The organism is Acinetobacter sp. ANC 4204, assembly GCF_002135205.1.
In the GTDB taxonomy this organism is placed as follows: Bacteria; Pseudomonadota; Gammaproteobacteria; order Pseudomonadales; family Moraxellaceae; genus Acinetobacter.
Map to the genome: position 1 here is coordinate 44,277 of NZ_NEFZ01000005.1, position 23,577 is coordinate 67,853.

Sequence of the window (23,577 nt, forward strand, 5' to 3'; positions counted from 1 at the left end):
ACTCGATCCCCTGAATTCAAGTAATGAACTACGGGCGCTCTGCATATTGTGGCAATGCATCACAAATGTTGTCCCACTCAGCTTGAGATGCCACAAAAATATGTTGCGTCGGCTTTTGCGCTAAAGGGGTATCTAAAGTGCCAATACGCAAACGGTAAAAGTCAGGAGTGTCGGCCTTAATGCTGATAATCGGTGAACCACAGTTGCCACAGAAACAGCGCTCTGTGCCTGCACTCGATGCATATTTTTTCACAACATCCTGACCAGACGTCAGTTTGAAATCCGCCTTAGCAATCGGTGCATTGGTTGCATAGGCGGTTCCATTGGCCTTGCGACATTTTTGACAATGGCATTGGACAATATCGCCAATCGGCCCATCAATTTGATAAGTTACTGCACCGCATAGGCAACTGCCCACATACTGCTGAAGATCTGACATCATGATGCTCCTTGAATTTTTTATTCAAATTAGCACAGCTGATTTTCAGTTGCATTGCTTATGGCGATTTTTTTGCCACATTCAAATACTGCAAAACCCCATTACCCGCGGCACGTCCCGTTGCAAAACATGCAGTGAGTAAGTAGCCCCCTGTCGGTGCATCCCAGTCCAACATTTCCCCACATAAAAAAACGGCGGGATTAGATTTTAATTGCAACTGCGAACTCAGCACTTCACGGCGCACACCACCTGCACAACTAATTGCTTCTTCAATCGGACGAAAACCAGTTAAAGGAATCTGGAGTTGCTTAATCTGCTGAGCCAGTTGTTCAGGGTGATTCCAGTGTTCTTTTGCAACCAACTCACGTACTAAATTTGCCTTGGCTGCATCTAAACCAGCTTTACGCCAAACATTACTTAACGACTGTTTTTTCGTGGCTTTCAACCGTACAGCCAATTCGTGAACCGTGACATCAGGCAGTAAATCAAGCGTTAACACTAAAGACTGTTGTTGCTTCTGCTGTGCGCGAAGCGCTCGTCCTTGCTTATAGACCAAACCACTTTCTAGACCGTAATGGGTGATCACGATATCGCCCATACTTTTTTCTGTATCACCCACCCATGCTGCGATACGTTTCAGGGGTTGACCGAAAACGGGTTGCATGTAGCTTGACCATTCATGTTCTACCCCAGCATTACTGGCTTGAAAAGGTTCAATTTCATCGCCATCCAACCAATCTTGCCATGCACCATCACTACCGAGCTGAGACCATGACACTGCTCCACAGGCCAAGACAATGGCATCATAGCTCTGGCTGTGTACTTGATCACTGACCAAAGACTTGATTTCAAGCGTATGCTCTTTGAGGCTGAGGCATTGATGACGATAATGAAACTTGATGCCTAATCCAACCAAGCGTTTCAACCATGCACGTAATAAAGGCGCGGTTTTCATTTCAATCGGGAAAATACGCCCAGACGTTCCAACATAGGACTCAATGCCTAAACCTTTCATCCATGCTTGAATCCATGCGGCATCCCACTCACGAATCCAAGGCGCCAACCATTCGGCTTGATCATAACGACCGATAAACTGCTCCACAGGTTCTGCATGAGAGATATTCAGTCCTGTTTTACCCGCCATCAGGAACTTACGTGCAGCTGATGGTTTTTGTTCAAATACATCGACCTGAACATCATATTGGCTCAACACCTCTGCCGCCATCAAACCTGCTGGGCCCGCCCCAATAATTGCAATACGCTTTGGCATGGTTTATTCAGCTTGATCTGAAGATTGCGCCTGTGGGTTCAGACCTTGCAAAGCCTGAAACACGTCAAAACGTGTGCAATACCCTTCAGGTTTGGTGATGATCAACTGTTGGCAGAGCTCGCCTCGTTCTAAATATTTAATTTCAAAATGCGTACGTGCAGAATGACCCGCAATGCGTTCTTTCACAAACGGTAATTTCCATACCTCAATCAACTGTTGCTGTGCTTCTTCGATATATTCTGGAATATTGCTGGCTAGAGTGATTTGTCCACCCACTTGTAAACGTGAAATCAGAAATTCAAAAAATGGCATATTCAACCAGCGCTGCGCAGGATTATGCGGTTCAGGATTCGGATAAAGAATAAAGAACTGCTCAACTTGCTGTGGCTGCAAAGCATGCACCACCCACGGCAGAGCATCGGCATGTACCAGTTGTAAATTCTGCTGACCTTCCAAGCCATGTTGTTTCTGCATCGCCACAAACTTTTCACGGGTTCGCTCAACCGCAATCAGCTTTTTCTCAGGGTGATTGGCCGTAAACAATAAGGCATGTTTACCCTTACCTGCCCCAATTTCCACACAAATAGGATCACGGCTGATCATTTTGAAATCACGAGGAGCTTGCATACGCTGGGCTTGAAATTGACGAATTGGCATAATCAGATCAAACTAAGAAAAAACCGCATCAGTCTAACAACTGCCAACGTTTTTGCCTATTTCAATCCGAAAATTTTATCTGGAGCACATCATGCCACATACGTTTCCATGCCCGCGCTGTGGTGAAATGAGCCAATGGGAAGATAACGCCTTTCGTCCTTTTTGTTCAGAGCGTTGTAAGCTAATTGACTTAGGCGCATGGGCAAACGATGAATATCGCCTCCCAACACAAGATGCTCCACAGGCCGATAATTCTGAAGAATAGTCTGCCTTATTTCATGATATTTTTCATATTTTGATGAGAATTGTTCACCATTTAATTGATCAATATTTATTCAAAAATAATATTCTTCATCTATAATCCTCCTTAGGTTTTTTACTCACTCACATTTGAATAAATCATAAAAATAAACCTTATAGGAGGAGGAAAAGATGAATCTACTCAGTAAAATTATTGTGATTATTGCGTCTTTACTTTCGGTCAGTAGCTTGATGTTTGGCATCTATATACAAGATCTGTTGATCCTTTCGGTTGGACTCTTATTCGCCTTATTCTCCATCGTGTTTTCTCTCGAAACTCAACACATTTTGAATAATCCATTTCGAAAATAAAAAAGTCAGCACCAGCTGACTTTTTTATTTTCAACTAGACAGCGAAACACTTAGCCTGCTTTTCCTGCCACAAAAGGGTTATGTTGTTTTTCAAAGCCGATGGTACTGATTGGGCCATGTCCTGAAATAAACTGTGTCTCATCAGGTAAGCTAAAGCATTCGCGCTGAATAGAGTCAATCAACTGCTGATGATTACCACGCGGAAAGTCGGTACGACCTATTGAGCCTTTAAACAACACATCGCCTGTCCACAGTAATCCATAGTTCTTATTATAAAACATCACATGACCAGGAGTATGCCCAGGGGCAAAACGCACTTCAAACTCTTCATTTCCCAGTTTAAGAACTTCCCCGCCTTCAAGCCATGTCGTGACATCTACCTTTTCTGGAATAGGAAAACCATAACGCTGCGAAACTTCTTGGATCATATCCAACCAAAAAGCATCTTCTTTATGCGGGCCAATCACAGGGACATCCCACAGTTTTTTTAATGCACCCACAGCACCCGCATGATCTAAATGTCCATGCGTCAACCACAGCGCTTTTACTGTCAGACCCAACGCTTCGATTTCAGCTTTAAGTTTCTCAGGCTCTCCACCTGCATCAATTAAAATTGCTTCTTTACTGTCACTGTCCCAAACAATCGAACAGTTCTGCTGAAATGCCGTTACAGGCACAATTTTAACTTGCAACATAGCGTGTCAACCTCAATTCGTTTTGCTGGCTAATGTCTGTTTTAAGGCATCAAGATTAGCCTGAACCAAAGTATTGAGCAATTGCAAATGATCTCCGCGGCTGTTCAAGGCTGGAATATATTGATACCGCTCTCCACCGTGAGACAAAAACAATTCAGCATTCTGAATCGCCAATTCCTCTAAAGTTTCTAAGCAATCCGCTGAAAACGCAGGGCTCATAATTTGTACCGACTTCACTCCTTGCTCTGCCCATTCGGTCAGTAAGGCATCGGTATATGGTTTTACCCATTCTTGCTTGCCAAAGCGGGATTGGAAACTGATGGCCCATTCGTCCTCAGCCAGTCCCAACTCTTCTGCCACCAACTGCCCTGTGATGCGGCAACGGTCGGCATAGGGATCGCCTTTATCGGCATAAGGCTGTGGAATACCATGAAAAGACATTAACAGCTTTTCAGCCCCCCCATGTTCAGCACGGAAATCGCGCACACTTTGCGCCAAAGCCTGAATGTATAAAGGGTGCTGATAATAATCGCGAATAATACTCAACCCCGGCAAATTGCGTTGTTTGGGAATCCACTTCGCGAAAGCATCATATAAAGGCGCGCTAGATGTTGCAGAGTACTGCGGAAACAAAGGAAAAAGCACAATATGATCTTGAGGCTTTTGACTCAACTCAGCAAGCAAAGGCTGAATACCAGGATTGCCATAGGTCATTGCAGGGACGATATTCAATTCAAATTCGGGATTATCCACAAGAAGTTGCTGTTCTAATGCAGTAACTTGGGTTAGCAAAATCTCTCGCATTGGCGAGTCATTACCCCACACCATTTCATAAGCATGGGCAACACGCTTCGGACGAAACGGCAAAATAAATAAACGAAGAATAATCTGCCAAAGCGGTTTGGGAATTTCAATCACACGCGAATCAGATAAGAACTGATCTAAAAAGCGACGCACTGCGGAAGCCGTCGGTGCATCTGGCGTCCCCAAATTTGCCAAAATAACAGTCACTTTTGCTTTTGCTGCAGTAGACATTCAGCCCTCGTTGCTCGTTTTTGAATGTCCCTACTGTAACAGTTTTCCTTTCATTTTCTAAATGGATAACTACGAAGACTGAAATTGGAAAGCCCGATCATTTTCCAATAAATTACTCTCCAAAAGCTTACTGGCTTTTGGGGTCAACTGCCAAAGCATACGTTGGCGATCGTCGCGACCCGACTGAATGATCCAATCATTTTGACGCATTTGCATTTTAATACTATGTAAGGCACGAATATTAATTTGTGAACGAGCAACCGCATGCGCACGTGGCATTTCTTGCCGTGCATCATTTAAACCCGTTTCATTTAAATATTCATTCATGCGTTTTGAAAAATACTCTTCAGGCGTTGGATGAATAAATGTCGAACCCAGAACCGAGAGTAACTGTGCCCAGGTCATCTGCTTTTGAATTTTCAGTTCCTTAAAGTTTCCATCCTGATAAGCATGCATCCGATAATCAAATACAAAAAACTCATGCATAGCTACTTTCGGCAATGTCAGGAATGGATCGACTTCGCGTTTACCTGCTTCGGTTTCTAACTGCATCACCTTCGCTTTGAGCTTATCTATCTCGTCATGCAATACTTGGGTATTCTGCGGACGAACCCAGCCCGATACAGGATAACGCTCCAACATCTGGGTCATATTCAAACGAACAGCCATCTCCAAATCACGCATCGTTCTATACGTAAAAACCTGATCAACTTCCTGTTGCAGTAGTTTTCTAAAATCTTTGAATTTTTCACGTAACTCAGGCTTGTCATCATGCAAATTAGGATCACGTGCATCTGGATCATCATGCATAAAGACAATAATCGGCTTTTGTTTGGTCACTGCATAAATGTATTCGAGATGCATATAGCCCACACCCGATACAGACTGCTCACCGTACTTGCTTCCAAGCAACAAAATGACATAGTCACAGTCATCAATCTGACGGCGTGCAAAAGCCGTTGAAAGTGGTGTCCGTTGTTCTAATCCCCAAGAAAAAAAACCCATGCCTACTAAAGTCTGGGCCAAAATCATCCGTTCTGGTTGCATTTCACTTCCAGAGGTCGTAATAAAAACTTGATAACGCTTATCGAGCATCGGTTATCCTCATTATTTTTCGCAGTATCCCATCCCCCAATTTTAACTAGATGGATACAGCGACTAACTCAAGCATGTTAGGTTTCAATTTTTTGACTATATATCAAAATACTAGACTCATTTTTATAAAAATCAATCCGATATATTCGAAATTGTCCAATTTAATTCTGGTTCAAGCAGAAGTTCTAAGATGGGTCTTAAACTTTCTGCGTTATTTCCACTGACAAAACATTCGATTCGAACATCATCACCATGATTTTGTTCAAATAATAACTCATTTTTGATTAAAATACGGGCTGTTTGTCGTGCAACTGCCTGCCCAGAGTCAATTAATGTCAGTTTCTGACCAAAAATAGATTGTATCGCTATTTTCAAAAAAGGGTAATGGGTACAGCCTAAAACTAAGTAATCTGCGCCTTGATCGACAACAGGTTGTAAAATATCTTTTAAAATGGCTAAACATGCCACACTCATCTGTGCGCCACTCTCAACAAAAGGCACTAAATCTAAACAAGTCACAGGAATTACGCTAACGCCCGAAGGTTGCGCAAATTTTTCGACGACGTCTTTGATGAGCTGTCCACGAAAAGTCGCAGGAGTGGCCAGTACAGCCACGGTTTTAGATTTACTTTGTAGTACCGCAGGCTTCAAGGCAGGAACAAGGCCAATAATCGGAAAGCTATCGCCATAATGTTCACGTAAATAATCCAAACTAAAGGCTGAAGCGGTATTACATGCTACAACGGCAACTTTACAGCCTTGGCGGTACAACCATTCAATAGCATGTGCAGACAGCTCTCGAATATTTTGGTCATCACGTGGACCATAAGGCACGTGTGCAGTATCGGCAAAATAAATAAAGCGTTCATTCGGCAAATGCTTGGCAATTTCTTGAGCGATGGATAAGCCACCTATTCCCGAATCAAATATCCCGATTGGCGCATCGGCTGTCGCTTTTGGCATGGGGTTGATCAGGGGAAATAAGGGCTGAATGGCACTCATGAGGACTCGTTGCAGTATAAAGTTAAAAGATCAATCAAGCTTAAACCTCAGGTGCCTAATTGCAATAGCAAATCACCACTTTGTAAGCACAGTTTAGCCTGTCCATCTGCATCGTCGCTTAGCTCACCCGTTTCCACCAAATGAAAAAAAGCAGCACGCTGAATCAATGCATTAATCCCAAAGCGAACATGCACATAAGGACGTAGCTCCCCTTGGAAGGCACGCATAAAAAGGGGATGGGCTTCATCAACAATCACTACATCATGTGTGGTCGTGGTCAGTTGTAGGTAGATTTTTCCTGCAATTTCGACTTGATCGACCTGATTGACAAATAAAGGCTCATCTTCAACCTCGATTTCAATCTGCTCGACAGGGGTTTTGAGATAAAACTTATCTTCTTCTTTCCAAAGTACCGTTGCAAATAGCTCAATCATGGCTGGGCGTTTGATCAATTGACCTTCGTGCCACCATTCTCCATTGGCCAAAACCTTCAAATCCATTGCGCCACAATGCTTTGGGTGCCATTGATCTAAAGGAGGGATTGACCTTTTGTGACCGGACTGTCCATCTTTTATGTATTGTGCAATATCAGTTAAGTTTTTATTATCAGCAATAGCTACTTTTTTCGTCGGATTTGCTGAGTTGTGCTGCTTATCCATAAAATTCATGCCTGTCTGACGGAAAAATAATATGATTCAGCCAATTGGCTAGAACTCGGTTTAAACCTATACTAGCTCACAATATAAAAGACACGATGATAAATTTTGTGTCTGGGAACTAAGAACACTCATGGCAGCACCGTTCTTTGAGTCAAAACGGTTGCCACCTTTAACCATATGAGGAGTCCTACATGGAACACATCGAACGTGAATCGATGGAGTTTGACGTAGTCATCGTAGGCGCAGGCCCTGCTGGCCTTTCTGCTGCGATTAAAATTCGTCAACTTGCAATTGAAAACAACCTTAATGATCTGTCCGTTTGTGTCGTAGAAAAAGGCTCTGAAGTTGGTGCGCATATCCTTTCAGGTGCTGTGCTCGAACCGCGTGCGATCAATGAGTTGTTCCCAAACTGGAAAGAAGAAGGCGCGCCTTTAAATGTTCCAGTAACTGAAGATAAAACCTATTTCTTAATGTCTGCTGAAAAGTCACAAGAAGCGCCGCACTGGATGGTTCCTAAAACCATGCACAATGATGGCAACTATGTGATTTCACTTGGTAACGTGGTGCGTTGGTTAGGCCAAAAAGCTGAGGAATTAGAAGTTTCTATTTTCCCAGGTTTTGCTGCATCTGAAATTCTTTATCATGCTGATGGTACGGTTAAAGGCATCCAAACCGGTGATATGGGGATTGGTAAAGATGGTGAACCAACGCATAACTTTACCCCGGGCTATGAACTACATGCCAAATACACGATTTTTGCGGAAGGCTGTCGTGGTCATTTAGGTAAGCGTCTGATTGCCAAGTTTGATCTCGATAAAGATGCAGACCCTCAACACTATGGTATCGGCATCAAAGAGCTGTGGGAAATTGACCCTGCGAAACACAAGCCAGGTTTGGTGATGCACGGGGCAGGTTGGCCTCTAGCTGAAACAGGTTCTTCTGGTGGTTGGTGGTTATATCACGCTGAAAACAACCAAGTTACTTTGGGTATGATCGTGGACTTATCTTACGAAAACCCACACATGTATCCATTTGCAGAAATGCAACGCTGGAAAACGCATCCACTGATTAAGCAGTATCTTGAAGGTGGTAAGCGTATTTCTTATGGCGCACGTGCTGTAGTGAAAGGCGGTTTCAACTCACTGCCGAAGTTTAGCTTCCCTGGTGGTTCTTTAATTGGTGATGATGCAGGCTTCCTAAACTTCGCTAAAATTAAAGGCTCTCACACTGCCATGAAATCGGGCATGTTGTGCGGCGAAGCAGTATTCGAAGCAATTCAAGCAGGCGTTGAAAAAGGTGGTGATCTTGCCATTGCACGTGTGCTTGAAGGTGAAGACTTCTTTGCAAAAGAGTTAACCGCTTATACAGACAAGTTCAACAACAGCTGGTTAAAAGAAGAGTTATATCGTTCTCGTAACTTTGGCCCAGCAATGCACAAATTTGGCACGTTCGGTGGTGGTGCATTTAACTTCATCGACCAAAATGTGTTTAAGGTCCCGTTTACACTGCATGACTTAGTGCCTGACTTCAGTACACTGAAAACTGTAGATGCAGCAACCGTGAAACCGAACTATCCAAAACCAGATGGTAAGCTGACTTTTGACCGTTTATCTTCAGTATTTGTATCGAATACGGTGCATGAAGAAAATCAGCCAGCACACTTGAAACTGACTGATGCTTCTATTCCTGTAAATATAAACTTACCAAAATGGGACGAGCCAGCTCAGCGCTACTGCCCTGCTGGTGTTTATGAAATTATGGAAGAGAATGATGGTTCGAAGCGTTTCCAAATTAACGCGGCTAACTGTGTGCACTGTAAAACATGTGATATTAAAGATCCGTCTCAGAACATTACTTGGGTAACTCCTGAGGGTGGCGGTGGTCCGAATTACCCGAATATGTAATTCCTTGCGACACGGCAAAGCGGTTACTTTGCTAACCGTGTCTCATACCCGAACATGTAATGTTAGAAAAGGCTTACGCTGAGGCATATTTCCGCACAGATGATCTCTTTTAGATTAAAAAAATCCCTTCAGCACTGAAGGGATTTTTTTAATTAATAGGCATCTGACTTTCTGCTAAAAACCATCACCGTTAGCCCTATCGCAGTATGCCCAACTCCATGATCTTGATAAATTTCAATCCGATAATTATCACACTGATAGACATATTTATTTTCAACTTGTTTCCAGCCGTTTTGCGCCACCTGAAATCTTTTTAAGACTCGACTTTTAAAAACATCTAAATCGGTTTCATACGTCGCAAGTGGCCCATCTAAAAAACTTAAACTGTATGAAACAATCATTTTAGAATGTGGATCATAACGAATATGCTGAACCCAGCTCACACCTGCTTTTTTAATTGGTGTATCCACACCTTGTGCAAATTCAAACTGATAATTATCGCCCCCTAAAATAACCGTTTTTGCGGTGGGATGGTTCTGTTGAAATTCACGAATATGCTGTCCAATTTTTAAACCTGCAACATTCATCGTTCTTACAGGAACTTCACAAGATTTTGCCCAAGAAACTGAACAAAATAATGCAAAAAGATGAGCCCATAAGAATACAGTTATTTTTTTCATTCTGATTTGCTTGGATGAACGTTATTTCTTTTTCTCTACTCAAGCTCATTTTAAAAGACCAAGACAAATCTCCTAACCTTTTTTAACCAAATAATGAAATTCTTTATTGCCATTTTCATCTAAACGTTCTTCTTGTAATAACAATTCATGCCCAAGATGCATACAAAATTTGGGAATATCCCAAGAAGTTGAATTGTCCGTTGCAAACACCTCCACTACATCCCCCGATTTAGACTTACGAATGGCCTGATGCAGCATCATCACAGGTTCAGGACAACGTAAACCACGGGTGTTTAATTGAATGCTTGGGCTTCGTTCCAAATCAGACATATTCAAACTCAAAAATTTAAAAACCTGCCAATTTTAACACAACTCACCTTTCTACATTTCAATTCAATCAACCTTCGACGGCTCAAGTCTGCTATTTCAAAACATTTGATCTGATCATTCACTCAATCCTTGCTTAATTACAATAGACAACTGTGTTTTCTACGGTATGATAAAATTAAGTTTTTTAGATATTAAGCGTCTTTAGGAAAGATCATGCACGAGGAATCAGGCCCGTCGTGGGGAATGCGTGGCTTACGCAAATGGTTAGGTACCGCGCCAGAAACTCGCGATGAACTGTTAAAGTTAGTTCAAGATTCACGTCGTTTTTTAGAACCCGACACTGTTGCGATGTTAGAAGGCGTATTAGACCTTCCAGCAACCAAAGTCCGCGAGGTCATGACACCGCGTACATCCATGATCAGCCTACAAGAAGATGATGAGTTACTCGACATTTTACATACTTTGGTTGAGTCAGCACATTCACGTTTCCCTGTCTTTTCATCAGATCAACCTGACAATGTCGTTGGCATTTTGTTAGCGAAAGACTTATTGCCTTTCTTGACTGAACCAAACAATAAAGTGGATATACGTGCGCTAATGCGCCAGCCTTTATTTGTGCCTGAAAGCGCACGTTCAGACCAAGTGCTTCGCATGTTGAAAAATACCCAAACACACATTGCAGTGGTGATTGACGAATACGGTACAACCTCAGGTTTGGTAACGCTAGAAGACATTTTGGAAGAAATTGTCGGTGAAATTGAAGATGAGCACGACAAAATTGATGAAGAAGCGGAATATATTATTCCTGACAATGACCCAACCACGGCAAATACCTGGCTGGTTCAGGCACTTACACCAATCGAACACTTTAACAATCTTTTAGATGCAGACTTTTCTGATGATGAGGTTGAAACTGTGGGCGGTTTATTGCTTCAAGAAATTGGTTTAGTGAGTGATTTACAAGGTCAGGTGATTGATCTTGGAAATTGGGAATTTACCATTGTAGAAGCAGATGCACGTTCTATTCATCTGATTCGAGCCGTTCGTAAATGAGAGCTTACTTTGACAAACTGTTAACCCCTACTTCACAACAAAAACAGTTACCTTTAATTTATCCGCTTTTAATTGCCTTATTTTCTGGTGCTATTTTTAGTTTTGCACTGGCTCCGTATTACTATTGGTGGTTGGCAATTCTATCCCCAGCACTGCTCTATGCGACTTTACGCAAACGCAGTGCAAAGCAGGCCTTTGGCATTGGTTGGGCCTATGGTTTTGGCCTATGGTTCGTGGGGGCTTTTTGGCTCTATACTTCCATTCATGTCTATGGCGATACCAATAGTGCCTTAAGTGTCGGCATGATCGGGATTATGGCCTTGGTCATGGGCTTATTCACGGCTGTCCAAAGCTTTATTTACCGCCGTTTTTTCCCTGAAACGCCACTGACCTTCGCCCCGCTTTGGGTGCTTTTTGAATGGGCAAAAACGTGGGTCTTCACAGGCTTCCCTTGGCTGTTTGCAGGCTATGCCTTTACCGAACGTTTACTGGATGGTTATGCGCCATTATTTGGTATCTTCGGGGTGTCGTTTGTGGTCTTGGTTTTGGCCTGTGCACTGGTCGAAGTTTTAAACCGCCGCATCTTCTGGGTCATTCCTTCTGCCTTATTGGTACTTGGTGCATGGGGTGCATCAAAAATTGAATTCGTCTCCGCAAAAAATACGCCACCACTATCGGTTTCTTTAATTCAGGGCAATATCCCACAAGACTTAAAATGGCTCACTGAATATCAATTGAAAACACTCGGAATCTATGCCGATTTGACCAAAACAGAATGGGGACGTGACCTCATTGTTTGGCCTGAATCCTCTATTCCAATGTTCCAAAGTGATATCGAACCCTTTTTAGCTGCGATGACTGCGCAAGCCAAGAAAAGCAACACCGCGTGGGTCACGGGTATTCCGTATTGGGATATTTCAGGCTCTGAGGCGGCAGGTCGCCCCCTATACTACAACAGCATTATGGCCAATGGTGCTGAAGCTGAAGGCCTCTATAAAAAGCAACGTTTGGTGCCTTTTGGTGAATATATTCCGCTATCTGGTTTACTGAAATGGGTCTTGCCAGCTATGCAAAATGATCCGTCGATGAGTGGTTTCTCACGTGGCGAGCAACAGCAAAAACCGCTGTCTATTCATCAGCAGCATTTAGGTGCTGCGATTTGTTATGAAGTGGCTTATCCGAACTTGACGCGTCGCAATGCCAGCCAAAGTGATTTCTTGGTGACGGTTTCCAATGATGCATGGTTTACAGGAACCGCAGGCCCTTTACAACATTTACAGATGGTGCAGATGCGCGCCAAAGAAAATGGACGCTGGTTTATCCGTGCCACCAATACAGGTGTGACGGCATTTATTGACTATCAGGGACATATCGTAAAGCGTGCGCCGCAAGATGTGGCAACCGTGCTTCGCGGCGAACTACCTGCTATGCAAGGTCAAACCCTATATACCCGTTTAAGTGACTGGCCAATTTTAGGTTTTTCAGTCTTTTTACTGATCTTGGGTTGGATCTATCGTCCACGTAAAGTCGATGTATCGTTTAAGTCTCGTCGATAATTCCTATTGTTAGATCAGACTTTTCCAAGGAAAACTCAAGCTGCGCTTGGGTTTTCCTTTTTCAGCTACAGTAACTTGGTACCTAATGGAACATCTGTATCAGGCACACACAGCACCACACCTGCATCTGAATCATGAAAGCCTGTCACTAAGCACTCAGATTGGATAGGACCAATTTGTTTCTTCGGAAAGTTAACCACTGCCACCACCAATTTACCCAATAACAGTTCAGGTTGATAACGCTCAGTAATCTGTGCACTCGATTTCTTAATGCCAATCTCATGACCAAAGTCGACATGTAAAATATAAGCAGGCTGACGTGCTTGCTCAAAGCCTTCGGCCTGAATAATACGTCCGACTCGGAGCTCGACTTTTAAAAAATCTGCCCAATCAATCTGTTCCATATTTCACTCTATCTTTATATTTTTTACAGTATAGAGAGCGAACACTAGGATCATATACGACGAAACAGACAAGTGATCCTATCTTTCTGCCATTCTTCATGACGCAATAAAAAACCGAGCGTATATGCTCGGCTTTTTATCACAATGATGCATGTCAGTATTAAATTTGACTGACCAAATAGGACACCATCCCAGCTAAAAAGAGCATCGGGGTATAACGATAAACCATAACCACTTTTTGTTCTAATGCTGTAATCTGTACTTGATCGAGTGTGAGTACGGTTGCTTTTAACGCAGACCAAAAGCTCAAAACTGCCCATGTACTGAACAGACTGATTGCAAAGAAGCCTACCATAATTTGACTGCTGCCTTCAGTCGATTGCCAAAGACTTAAAACACCTTGAGCAACAGGAAGCATACTCAAAATCAAAAGAACAGATTTGAGCATCGACCAATGGAATTGGCTAACGTCATCCAACAAGGTTAATGCTTTCATTCTATTCTCCTCAGGCAAATCAGTTGCCATTAAGAACATTATGCAAGGATTTAAATAAATAAAAAGCCTATTTTTATCCATAATTTACATTATTTGTAATCAATAAATATGGGAATAATTCTTATTATAAATCTCAACCATTATTATTATATTTAATATTTTAAAATCAAAATCTTAGATATTAATTTTAAATTAATATGTATTATCATTACAGTGTCTATTGGCATAAGCTATGCACTGTAATGATATATTCAATTAAAGCCAATATATAATAATTCTCAATTAAGGTTGATACTGAATATCAGCATTGGTTTCTTCACCACCTTGTTGTCCATCCGCACCAAAAGAATATAAATCAAATGGTCGTCCATCGCTCCCAGGTGCAACATATTGAATGTCATTGTCCCAACTGTCTTTGGGATATCCACCTTTCACATAACCGCCTGGCAACCAATTTTTTGCAGACTCAGGCTTATTCACCAAAGCGTCAAGTCCACCCTCTTGCATCGAAGGATATTTACCATTGTCCAATTTATATTGATCCAATGCCGCAGCAACCCCTTTAAGCGTAATAACGGTGGTATCCACTTTGGCTTTTTCACCGCGTCCCATCACATTGGGAACAATTAAGGCTGCCAACACACCTAAAATAACAATCACCACCATAACTTCAATTAAAGTAAAACCTGAAGCTTGGCGTCTATAGATTTTTGATTGCATGTGAATTTTCTCTTCCATCTTATATTTTTAAAATTAAATCATATTGTTCATGTTGACGATCGGTAGCATCACGGCAATCACAATCACCAAGACAATGCTTGCCATCAAAACCAACATCAGTGGCTCAAGTAAAGCCAGCAAGGTCGATATCAGCGTTGTCACTTCCCGGTCTTGCATGGTCGATGCGCGCTCTAACATCCGATCCAATTCACCCGACGTTTCACCACTTTTAATCATTTGTACCATCATCGGTGGGAAATAACCACTACGCTCCAACTGGGTCGCCAGGTTTCCACCTTCGGTCACTTTTTCTGCGGCATGATTGACTGCATCGCGAATCACCCAGTTATTACTCACTGCCGCGCCAATTTTTAACGCATCCACCAAGGGCACACCTGACTGGGTCAAAATCGACAAGGTGCTGGCAAAGCGTGCGGCATTTATACCACGCGAAAGTTTACCGAATAATGGCAATTTGAGCGTTAAGCGATCAAAGGCATAATGCCCTGCTGTGGTTCTTAAAAATCGCAATAATAAGCCGATGCCCAGTACACTGCCCACCAATAGAAACGGCCATGCCACTCGAATAAAATCACTGGCTTTCATCAAAGCCACAGTAATCCATGGTAAGGCATCTTTGCTTTGGTCAAAGGTTTTGACAATGTCTGGCACCACATAAGTCATGAGTCCCATCACAATGGCAAAAGACATCAGCATTAAAATAATCGGGTAAATCATCGCGCCTTGGATTTTCTTTTGCATCGCAAAGCGGTTTTCAGTGTAGTCTGCCAGCTGATCTAAAATTAAGTCCAAATGTCCTGAACGCTCGCCAGCGGCAATCGTGGCAATGTACAACTCTGGAAAACGCCCCGACTGCTGTAAACCTTGTGCTAATGAATGACCTTCCAATACTTTAGAACGGACTGACATCAACAGGTTTTGTACGTGTGCTTTTTCTGACTGCTTTCCGACCGCACGAATGGCTTCTTCCAAAGGAATGGCCGCAGCGACAAGGACAGAAAGTTGACGTGTCAATAAAGCCAAATCATAAGCGGTAATTTGTTTTTGAAACCATGTTTTGCTGCTGTGCTTATCTTTTTGTTCAACAGGATCAACCGAGACTGGAATCAGCGCTTTATCACGAAGTTGTTGCCGAATTTGACGCGCTGAATCCCCTTCGAGCACGCCTTTTTGCTGCTTTCCTGCGGCATCGAGTGCGGTAAATTGATATGCTGGCATGATTACGCTTTCTAATTGTCCATTTAGTTATTTGGTGCTGTTGCATGTCAGCATCAAAATCATTCATATTCTAAGTTATAAATTATGTCATCACTCTAACACAACTCATTCATCACACAATCACAATTTCATCAGGACATTTTGAGCTTTTTATGCCAGAGAATACACTTTCCACCACACCGAGCTACCGTATTCGTGTGGCTGTTCCTGTTTATCTATATGACTGTTTTGACTATAGTTTAACGGCTGAACAATACCAACAAGCTGAAGTCGGTGCACGTGTGGCTGTCTCATTTGGTCGCCAAAATGTGGTCGGTGTCATTGTTGAAAAACTCACTGATGAAAAACCACTCGATTTAGGCTTTAAACTCAAAGCCATAACTGAGTTGCTCGATGACAGCGCTATTTTAGATGCTAAAGTTTTAAGTTTATTGACATGGGCAGCACAATATTATCAATTTCCGATTGGTGAAGTGATGCATGCCGCGTTACCTAGCTTTTTACGCCAAGGTAAGCCTTATAACCTATTGGCACGGATGTGGAAGCTGATTGATGACCATGCCGAAGACAAATTAAAGCGTTCTGAAAAACAACAAGATGCCTATAAAATTTTAAAACTACATCCCACAGGAACTTCTGAAAACATTTTAAATTTGGCTGGTGTAGAAACAGCAACCTTAAAAGCCTTAGAAAAAAAGCAAATCACCCAGTGCATCCTTGAAGCTCAAGACTTTAAACCGCAAGCCATGACACTGGCACAAATGCCTCTCACCCCCAATGAGGACCAAAAGCATGCCATTCAGCGTATTTTAAAAGTACGAAACAGCTATCAAGCGTTCTTACTCGATGGCTTAACGGGTAGTGGTAAAACTGAAGTCTATTTGCAAGTCATGCAAGAGGTTTTAAAACAAGGCAAACAAGTCTTGGTTTTAGTGCCTGAAATTGGTCTCACCCCACAAACAGTGAGTCGTTTTCAATCTCGTTTTCACTGTCATATTGCGCTACTACATTCAGGTTTGAATGATTCTAAGCGCCTGCAAGCTTGGCAAAGCGCACAAACAGGTAAAGCCTCAATTGTGATTGGCACACGTTCTGCTATCTATACGCCCCTTCCACATCTGGGTTTGATTGTCTTAGATGAAGAGCACGACTTATCATTCAAGCAGCAAGAGGGCTTCCGCTACCACGCTCGTGATGTGGCCTTATACCGTGCACACTTAGAAAACTGTCCAATTATCCTTGGTTCTGCAACGCCAAGTATCGACAGTTATGCACTGGTCGAACAAAGTAAAATGATCCGCTTGGAACTGAACCAGCGGGCTGGTGCAGCAGTCATGCCAAAAATGCATGTGATTGATCTGAAAGTGGCACAAAAGCAAAATGGTATCAGCCAACAACTGATTCATGAAATACAGAAGCGTTTAGACAAAAAAGAACAGGTCTTGGTTTTTTTAAACCGTCGAGGCTATGCGCCCGTGTTAATCTGCGAGAGTTGTGGCTGGCAATCAAAATGCCCACATTGTGATGCCAATTTCACCGTACATCGACAGCCTTATCAGCATCTCCACTGTCACCACTGTGGCACCATCCACCGTATGCCTGAGCACTGCCCACAGTGTCAACATAATGAACTGAAACCGATTGGTTTAGGTACCGCAAAAGTTGAAGAAAACCTACAAGCGTTATTTCCCAATTTTGACGTGATTCGGGTTGATCGCGACTCCACCAGTCGAGTCGGTAGTTGGCAAAAGATTTATAATAAAATTCAAAAAAGCGAACCGATTATTTTACTCGGCACACAGATGTTAGCCAAAGGACATCACTTTCCTTATGTGACTTTGGTGGCGATTTTAGACATCGACTCAGGCTTACTCAGTGTTGACTTTCGTGCCACAGAACGTACCGCACAGCTCATCATCCAAGTTGCGGGACGCGCTGGACGTGGTGAGAAAAAAGGCGAAGTCTATTTACAAACTTTACGTCCAGATCACCCTTTGCTGAATACCCTTTTGGAATCGGGCTATCGTAGCTTTGCCAAGCAAACACTGAAAGAGCGTAAAGCTGCATGGATGCCACCTTATCGCTATGCAGCTTTATTGCGCTGTGAGTCTAAACAACAAGAACTGAACCAAAGTTTTTTACAAGAACATGCACAAGCCCTGCGCCAAGCCTCAGAAAACACTATTGATATTTGGGGACCTATTCCTGCACCAATGGAACGTAAAGCTGGGCGCTATCAGGCGCATATGGTACTGCTCTCAAAAGACCGTGCACGTATGCACTTCTATATTCGTCAGTGGTGGCAAAATGTCTGGCACAACAAGCCGCATGGCATGAAATTAAGTCTCGATATTGACCCACAAGAGTTAAGTTAAGACCGTAGGTGAATAAGGCTTAGACCTGAGTCGCATTCTCCCTTAAACTTTAAACATAAAGAAAAAAATTTAGGACAGGGCAATGTCTCTACTGCTTCAAATCACCCTCTTTTTGGCTGCGGCACTGATGATCGTTCCGCTGGCCAAACGGCTCGGGATTGCCACCGTACTCGGCTATTTATTTACAGGTATTTTACTTGGCCCCAGTGTTTTAAATGTCGTCCATGACCCTGAGGATATTCATAAACTCGCTGAATACGGTGTGATTTTCTTGATGTTCATTATTGGACTGGAACTCCGACCACAACGTTTATGGGAAATGCGTAAATCCATATTCGTGATGGGGAGCTTACAAGTCGCTGTCTGCGGAATTCTACTCGCTTGTATCGTCTTTTTTGCCTTGCAACAACAGATTGCAGCCAGTGTTGTGATTGGTTTTGCCCTCGCTCTTTCCTCGACAGCCTTCGTTCTGCAACTTCTGAGCGAAAAACAACAACTCAACACCACGTTTGGTCAACAGTCCTTTTCCATTTTACTCTTTCAAGATATTGCTGCAATTCCGCTGATTGCAGTTATTCCCCTTCTTGCGGGAACAAGCTCAACCCATCATGGCATTGCCTACTTTGCCGCTATTGTTGCTACCTTTACAGGCTTATTCTTATTTAGTCGTTATCTCATGCGTCCATTTTTTCGCTTTGTGGCCAAAAGTGGCGCGCATGAACTGATTACCGCAGTCGGCTTATTTATTGTCTTAGGCGTGGTCGCGCTGATGGATGTCTTAGGTATCAGTACCACCTTGGGCGCATTTTTAACGGGAGTGTTACTTGCTGACTCTGAATTCCGCCATGAACTGGAAGCCAGTATTGCACCATTTAAAGGTCTACTTCTCGGTCTGTTTTTCATGACCGTCGGGATGAGTACCCAAGTTTCGCTCCTGTGGGAAACCCCAAGTCTGATTATTGGCGGTGCGTTATTGCTGATGTTGGTCAAACTGCTGGCATTAACGGCCATAGCTCGCTACTTCGAGTTTTCATGGCGCAACAGTTTGATGCTGGCAACCTGTTTGGCACAAGGCGGTGAATTTGCTTTTGTAGTGCTCAATGTGGCCATGAGTGAACATGTGATTACACAGGCCATTTTAGAGCCGATCAACCTGATCGTGACCTTGTCGATGATTCTGACGCCTATTCTATACTGGCTAATGAGTTCTTGGGTGGTACCGCTATTTGAAAAAGAAACTACTCCCGTCTATGACGACATTCCCGATCAACACAACCCAATGATTATTGCGGGTTTCGGGCGTGTTGGACAAATTGTAGCGCGACTGGTGCACTTACAACACCAGACTTTTACAGCCATTGATAGCAATATCGACAAGGTTGATTTTGTCAGAAACTACGGTGGTAAACTCTACTATGGAGATGCCACTCAACCCGATATCCTGCGTGCCGCAGGGATCGAACATGCCAAAGTTTTTGTGTTAGCCATTGATGATATTGAGGACTCAATGAATGTGGCACGCCATATTCGACTCAACTACCCTGACCTAAACTTACTGGTGCGGGCACGAGACCGACATCATGTGCACTTGCTGCGTGATCTAGGGGTCGAACATATTTGGCGTGAAACCTATTTATCATCCTTGGGGATGGCTTATTTTGCGCTGCGCAATCTCGGAATTGCTGAAGCTGATGCTTATAAGAGCATCGAATTATTCCGCGATTATGATGAAAAACTGCTCGCACAGCAGCAAAGCATTTATAACGATGAGCAGAAAGTGTATGAAACACATCGTAACGCTTTAGCCGAATTAGAACATCTGTTTGAAAGTGATACCCAATTGCGCCAAAGCCCTGTGGGGGTTGACCTACAACGTGAGTTACAACATGACCGAATAGATGTGACACGGGATGAAGTAAAATGACTTGTGTTTTACAATATCGTCACCATTAAGACAGGATATTGGAGAAATTTATGTCTGATTTGCGTCAACGCTTTTATATTGAAGATAGTCCTGTTCGTGGTGAAGTGGTTCATCTTGAAGAAACCCTACAAACCATCTTGGCACAGCGTGATTATGCCCCAGCAATCCAAATACTGTTAGGCGAAATGCTCAGTGCCACGGCATTGCTTGCCAGCACCCTAAAAATTAAAGGCCGTATTAGTTTACAAATTCAGGCGTCAGGTAGCTTTAAATGGGCTATGGCGGAATGCAATCACCTCGGTGAAGTACGTGCTTTGGCGGATTATGAAGCTGACCCACGTTTTAACAGCGCTGAAAGTAGCAGTACCGTGTTGAGCACACTCGTCAGCCCAGTGCTGTTTATTAATATTGAACCTGAGTTTGGTGAGCGCTATCAAGGAATTGTGGCTTTAGATAAGCCAAATCTCGCAGGTTGCTTAATGCAGTATTATGACCTATCTGCACAAATTCCAACACGTATCGTCTTAGCCAGCTCAGCTCAGCGTTCAGGCGGATTACTCATTCAACTGTTACCGCGAAATAGTGAAGAAGAACAAGAACGTGTTGACCAAGACCTTTGGCCACGTCTGACCATGTTGACGGAGACACTTAAAGCAGAAGAGTTGACTGAGTTAGACACCAGCGAAATTCTTTACCGTCTTTATAACGAAGAAGACGTTCGTTTACCCGAAGTTGAAGCATTGAAATTCGGTTGTACCTGCTCAAAAGAACGTTGTGCTCATGCGCTTGAGCAAATTGGTGTAGAAGCTGTACGTGAAACACTAGAACATCAGAACCCCATTACCATGGACTGTCAGTTCTGTAACACACAATACAGCTTTAGTGCAGAAGAAGCGCTCGGCTTGTTTGGTGAGCACTTAAGCTAAGTCTTTCTCCTAGACATAAGAAAAGAGTAGCATCGCTGCTCTTTTTTTATGTCTTAAGTTTCATAAAAGTCATATTTTTCACATAAACCATCACTCTTATTCATAGATATTTTACTGGTCATTCCATTTAAATTTCGTTATAAATAAAACCATAATTTTTTTATGCCTTTTTTATATTTATTTTTCCTCGGGGCTTGGTTGTTATGAAACGATCTGTTTATCTTTTGGCACTCACCAGTAGCTTGGCTTTCTCCTGTTTTGCAGCGTCCGACCCATTACTTGGAAAATGGAAAACTATTGATGATAAGACGGGCTACTCGCTTGCAGATGTTGAAATTCAAAAAGATAAAAATAATCTCTATAGAGCTATCATCCTGAGTACACGTGAAATTCCAGGAGCAACCAAAATAGAAAATTGCACAAAATGTGATGGTGTGAATAAAAACCAGCCGATCATCGGGATGACGACTTTAAGCCATCTCAAAGCAGATGAGACGCAAGGCAACACGTATATTCAAGGTCAACTGCTCGACCCGCTCTCAGGTTTACGCTATGACGCTCAGGCACGACTCAGTAATAATGGTAAGCACTTACGGATTCGAGGAACTTCGACCGAAAATGGCGGTAGACGCAACATCATCTGGGTCAAATATTAAGTATCCCTCATCAATCAAAGCCCCTTTCATTGAGGGCTTTTTTCTTGTCATGTTTTGAAACAATAAGGAACATATCTTTACTGTAGAAATCGACTAAAAGGCTGAATAATGATTAAAACTTAATCAATTTATAAATTCTTACTTATGCCGAAGAACCATTATGAAATACTCGGTTTAACGCGAGATGCGACAGCCGATCAAATTAAAAAAGCCTACCGTAAATTGGCGCGTAAGTACCATCCTGATGTCAGCAAAGAAGCCGATGCTGAAACACGTATGCAAGAACTCAACGTAGCTTATGACACCTTGAGTGATGAAACAAAAAAAGCGGAATACGACTTTGAGCTTGACCATCCGCAAGGTGCTCACCAATTTAATCAAAATACAGGCTTTGGTGGCTTTGAGGGTGCCTTTCGGAATGCACAGGGTGGTCAACAGGCACATGATTTTTCGGGCTTTGAAGACTTATTTGGTCGTTTTGGATCAGGCTTTGGTGGATCAAATTATCAATATCAACGCCAAAATCGCACACCCCATAAAGGTGAAGACCAACATGCACGTTTAGATGTAGATTTGGATGTAGGCTTCCACGGCACCACCCAAACCATTACCTTACAGATCCCTACTTTAAATGCTTATGGCGAGGCCGAAATTCAGCGTAAAACGCTGGAAGTTAAAATTCCTAAAGGCATGAAAGAAGGACAACAGATTCGTTTAAGTGGTCAAGGACAGTCGGGTATTCAGGGGGGTGAAAATGGCGACCTCTATATCGAAATTTACTACAAAGACACAGACACCACACGTGTTGAAGGGGTCGACGTCTATCACCAATTCAACATTAGCCCGTGGGAAGCCGCTTTAGGACTGAGCACAACTGCCACCCTGCCAAATGGCCGCACACTACAAATCCAAATTCCTAAAAACGCGAAAAATGGGCAACAACTACGTTTAAAAGATCAGGGGATTCCAGCCAAAACCGCTGGGCATTTATATTTAATTTTAAATATTGTTCAACCTCCTGCGCAAAGTGAGCAAGAGCAACAGGCTTACCAAGCCTTTGCTGAAGCCTTTCCTCACTTCAAGCCGCGTCAGTCTTAAGGAGAAAATTATGACGACTATTCATTATCGTGAAATTATTTTAGACGGATGTCGACACGCTGAAATTGTTGATGAACAACATAGCTTTGATTTAAAGCATTTTGCTGAAGCTTGCGGACAAAGTCCGGAGTGGGTTTTACAGCTGTTGGAATATGACATTCTGCCTAACCGACCCGATAACCGTATTCACCAGTTTTTTGGTGATGATGTCTCACGTGCACGGCGAGCCTATCGCTTACAACGTGACTTTGATGCCAGCTTTACTGCTGTTGCAATGATGCTGGATTTAATTGATGAGGTTCAAAAACTCCGTCGTGAAGTGAAACACTTACACCTCACCGACCCAGTTAAACCAACTCAGCACTAGTTCTATAAAGAAAGATTGGCGCATGCCTTTCTTTCTTTTTTTTATGCTAAAAGAGGATTTGACGGCAACCATGAAACTTAAAGTTTGTAATAAAAAGACCAAGCACATGTTTCCTGAATACCGAGACATGATTCAACAGCTTAGAGAAGACAATCCACATTTTTCTAAAATGTTTGATGACCATGAAGCGCTGGACAAGGAAATTTGTTTACTCGAACAAGATCCTGTTCGGATTCATCGTGGAGAGATTGAGCCCCTCAAACGCAAAAAGTTGTTCATTAAAGATCAACTTTATCGCATTTTAAAAGGAGCTCAACTCAAAACCTCTTAAATTTAAATGCTCTGCAACGCCCACATATCCGACTAATAAATTGAACAAGGATAG

At 42.8% G+C, this 23,577-nt stretch carries 26 protein-coding genes; 12 read left to right on the top strand and 14 right to left on the bottom strand.

Annotated features, from left to right (window positions below; genetic code table 11):
• Positions 1–28: 28 nt before the first annotated feature.
• The 3 genes from B9T36_RS11605 to B9T36_RS11615 are packed head-to-tail and all read right to left on the bottom strand — an operon-like array spanning position 29 to position 2,372.
• A complete protein-coding gene (locus B9T36_RS11605) occupies positions 29–439 on the bottom strand; it encodes a GFA family protein (RefSeq protein WP_086209645.1) in 411 nt (136 codons plus the stop codon).
• A gap of 58 nt (positions 440–497) precedes the next feature.
• Entirely contained in the window at positions 498–1,709 is a 1,212-nt protein-coding gene (locus tag B9T36_RS11610) for a TIGR03862 family flavoprotein (protein ID WP_086209646.1), read from the bottom strand.
• 3 nt (positions 1,710–1,712) lie between these two features.
• The gene (locus tag B9T36_RS11615) at positions 1,713–2,372 is read right to left on the bottom strand and encodes an SAM-dependent methyltransferase (protein ID WP_171264463.1); all 660 of its coding nucleotides are present in this window, start codon (positions 2,370–2,372) and stop codon (positions 1,713–1,715) included.
• Positions 2,373–2,457: 85 nt separating this feature from the next.
• On the opposite strand from B9T36_RS11615, the gene B9T36_RS11620 reads away from it, so the two are divergent.
• Together B9T36_RS11620 and B9T36_RS11625 are read left to right on the top strand one after the other, a co-directional pair.
• Positions 2,458–2,631, top strand: coding sequence for a DNA gyrase inhibitor YacG (locus B9T36_RS11620; protein WP_086209648.1), 174 nt, complete (start codon positions 2,458–2,460; stop codon positions 2,629–2,631).
• A gap of 167 nt (positions 2,632–2,798) precedes the next feature.
• Positions 2,799–2,978, top strand: coding sequence for a hypothetical protein (locus B9T36_RS11625; protein ID WP_086209649.1), 180 nt, complete (start codon positions 2,799–2,801; stop codon positions 2,976–2,978).
• Positions 2,979–3,028: 50 nt separating this feature from the next.
• On the opposite strand, the gene B9T36_RS11630 is transcribed toward B9T36_RS11625, so the two are convergent.
• The 5 genes from B9T36_RS11630 to B9T36_RS11650 form a co-directional block, all read right to left on the bottom strand.
• The gene (locus B9T36_RS11630; protein WP_086209650.1) at positions 3,029–3,673 is read right to left on the bottom strand and encodes an MBL fold metallo-hydrolase; all 645 of its coding nucleotides are present in this window, start codon (positions 3,671–3,673) and stop codon (positions 3,029–3,031) included.
• Positions 3,674–3,685: 12 nt separating this feature from the next.
• The gene (gene hemH, locus B9T36_RS11635) at positions 3,686–4,708 is read right to left on the bottom strand and encodes a ferrochelatase (RefSeq protein WP_086209651.1); all 1,023 of its coding nucleotides are present in this window, start codon (positions 4,706–4,708) and stop codon (positions 3,686–3,688) included.
• A 69-nt stretch (positions 4,709–4,777) separates the two neighbouring features.
• Positions 4,778–5,803, bottom strand: coding sequence for a DUF4062 domain-containing protein (locus B9T36_RS11640; protein WP_086209652.1), 1,026 nt, complete (start codon positions 5,801–5,803; stop codon positions 4,778–4,780).
• A 132-nt stretch (positions 5,804–5,935) separates the two neighbouring features.
• Positions 5,936–6,805, bottom strand: a complete 870-nt coding sequence (gene murI / locus B9T36_RS11645) for a glutamate racemase (protein WP_086209653.1) — start codon at positions 6,803–6,805, stop codon at positions 5,936–5,938.
• 47 nt (positions 6,806–6,852) lie between these two features.
• Positions 6,853–7,464, bottom strand: a complete 612-nt coding sequence (locus tag B9T36_RS11650; protein ID WP_086209654.1) for a DUF1285 domain-containing protein — start codon at positions 7,462–7,464, stop codon at positions 6,853–6,855.
• Between the two features lie 191 nt (positions 7,465–7,655).
• On the opposite strand from B9T36_RS11650, the gene B9T36_RS11655 reads away from it, so the two are divergent.
• Complete coding sequence (locus B9T36_RS11655) at positions 7,656–9,368, top strand: electron transfer flavoprotein-ubiquinone oxidoreductase (protein WP_086209655.1); 1,713 nt, start codon at positions 7,656–7,658, stop codon at positions 9,366–9,368.
• 152 nt (positions 9,369–9,520) lie between these two features.
• On the opposite strand, the gene B9T36_RS11660 is transcribed toward B9T36_RS11655, so the two are convergent.
• Complete coding sequence (locus tag B9T36_RS11660; protein WP_086209656.1) at positions 9,521–10,048, bottom strand: hypothetical protein; 528 nt, start codon at positions 10,046–10,048, stop codon at positions 9,521–9,523.
• Positions 10,049–10,120: 72 nt separating this feature from the next.
• A complete protein-coding gene (tusA, locus tag B9T36_RS11665) occupies positions 10,121–10,378 on the bottom strand; it encodes a sulfurtransferase TusA (protein WP_086209657.1) in 258 nt (85 codons plus the stop codon).
• Positions 10,379–10,591: 213 nt separating this feature from the next.
• On the opposite strand from tusA, the gene B9T36_RS11670 reads away from it, so the two are divergent.
• Positions 10,592–11,431, top strand: a complete 840-nt coding sequence (locus B9T36_RS11670) for an HlyC/CorC family transporter (protein WP_086209658.1) — start codon at positions 10,592–10,594, stop codon at positions 11,429–11,431.
• Positions 11,428–12,987 (top strand): apolipoprotein N-acyltransferase, encoded by a 1,560-nt coding sequence (gene lnt, locus B9T36_RS11675; RefSeq protein WP_086209659.1) that lies wholly within the window; start codon positions 11,428–11,430, stop codon positions 12,985–12,987. Before B9T36_RS11670 ends, lnt begins: the two co-directional genes overlap by 4 nt.
• A 65-nt stretch (positions 12,988–13,052) precedes the next feature.
• Here the strand turns inward: lnt and B9T36_RS11680 are convergent, their stop codons facing one another.
• From B9T36_RS11680 to gspF, 4 genes are all read right to left on the bottom strand, one after another.
• Positions 13,053–13,391: a tRNA-binding protein gene (locus B9T36_RS11680; protein WP_086209660.1), complete on the bottom strand. Its 339-nt coding sequence runs from the start codon at positions 13,389–13,391 to the stop codon at positions 13,053–13,055.
• A gap of 160 nt (positions 13,392–13,551) precedes the next feature.
• Positions 13,552–13,887, bottom strand: a complete 336-nt coding sequence (locus B9T36_RS11685; RefSeq protein ID WP_086209661.1) for a hypothetical protein — start codon at positions 13,885–13,887, stop codon at positions 13,552–13,554.
• Positions 13,888–14,169: 282 nt separating this feature from the next.
• On the bottom strand, positions 14,170–14,607 hold the full coding sequence (gene gspG, locus B9T36_RS11690) for a type II secretion system major pseudopilin GspG (protein ID WP_086209809.1): 438 nt from the start codon (positions 14,605–14,607) through the stop codon (positions 14,170–14,172).
• A gap of 33 nt (positions 14,608–14,640) precedes the next feature.
• Complete coding sequence (gspF, locus tag B9T36_RS11695) at positions 14,641–15,846, bottom strand: type II secretion system inner membrane protein GspF (protein WP_004692652.1); 1,206 nt, start codon at positions 15,844–15,846, stop codon at positions 14,641–14,643.
• Between the two features lie 152 nt (positions 15,847–15,998).
• On the opposite strand from gspF, the gene B9T36_RS11700 reads away from it, so the two are divergent.
• The 7 genes from B9T36_RS11700 (at position 15,999) to B9T36_RS11730 (ending at position 23,523) form a co-directional block, all read left to right on the top strand.
• Positions 15,999–18,221, top strand: coding sequence for a primosomal protein N' (locus B9T36_RS11700; protein WP_086209662.1), 2,223 nt, complete (start codon positions 15,999–16,001; stop codon positions 18,219–18,221).
• An 82-nt stretch (positions 18,222–18,303) separates the two neighbouring features.
• Positions 18,304–20,145: a monovalent cation:proton antiporter-2 (CPA2) family protein gene (locus tag B9T36_RS11705; protein ID WP_086209663.1), complete on the top strand. Its 1,842-nt coding sequence runs from the start codon at positions 18,304–18,306 to the stop codon at positions 20,143–20,145.
• Between the two features lie 50 nt (positions 20,146–20,195).
• The gene (locus B9T36_RS11710) at positions 20,196–21,071 is read left to right on the top strand and encodes an Hsp33 family molecular chaperone HslO (protein WP_086209664.1); all 876 of its coding nucleotides are present in this window, start codon (positions 20,196–20,198) and stop codon (positions 21,069–21,071) included.
• 203 nt (positions 21,072–21,274) lie between these two features.
• Positions 21,275–21,727, top strand: coding sequence for a DUF2147 domain-containing protein (locus B9T36_RS11715; protein WP_086209665.1), 453 nt, complete (start codon positions 21,275–21,277; stop codon positions 21,725–21,727).
• Positions 21,728–21,871: 144 nt separating this feature from the next.
• Positions 21,872–22,825, top strand: coding sequence for a DnaJ C-terminal domain-containing protein (locus tag B9T36_RS11720; protein WP_086209666.1), 954 nt, complete (start codon positions 21,872–21,874; stop codon positions 22,823–22,825).
• Between the two features lie 10 nt (positions 22,826–22,835).
• The gene (locus B9T36_RS11725) at positions 22,836–23,192 is read left to right on the top strand and encodes a chaperone modulator CbpM (protein ID WP_086209667.1); all 357 of its coding nucleotides are present in this window, start codon (positions 22,836–22,838) and stop codon (positions 23,190–23,192) included.
• Positions 23,193–23,262: 70 nt separating this feature from the next.
• The gene (locus tag B9T36_RS11730) at positions 23,263–23,523 is read left to right on the top strand and encodes a YdcH family protein (RefSeq protein WP_086209810.1); all 261 of its coding nucleotides are present in this window, start codon (positions 23,263–23,265) and stop codon (positions 23,521–23,523) included.
• Positions 23,524–23,577 lie beyond the last annotated feature (54 nt).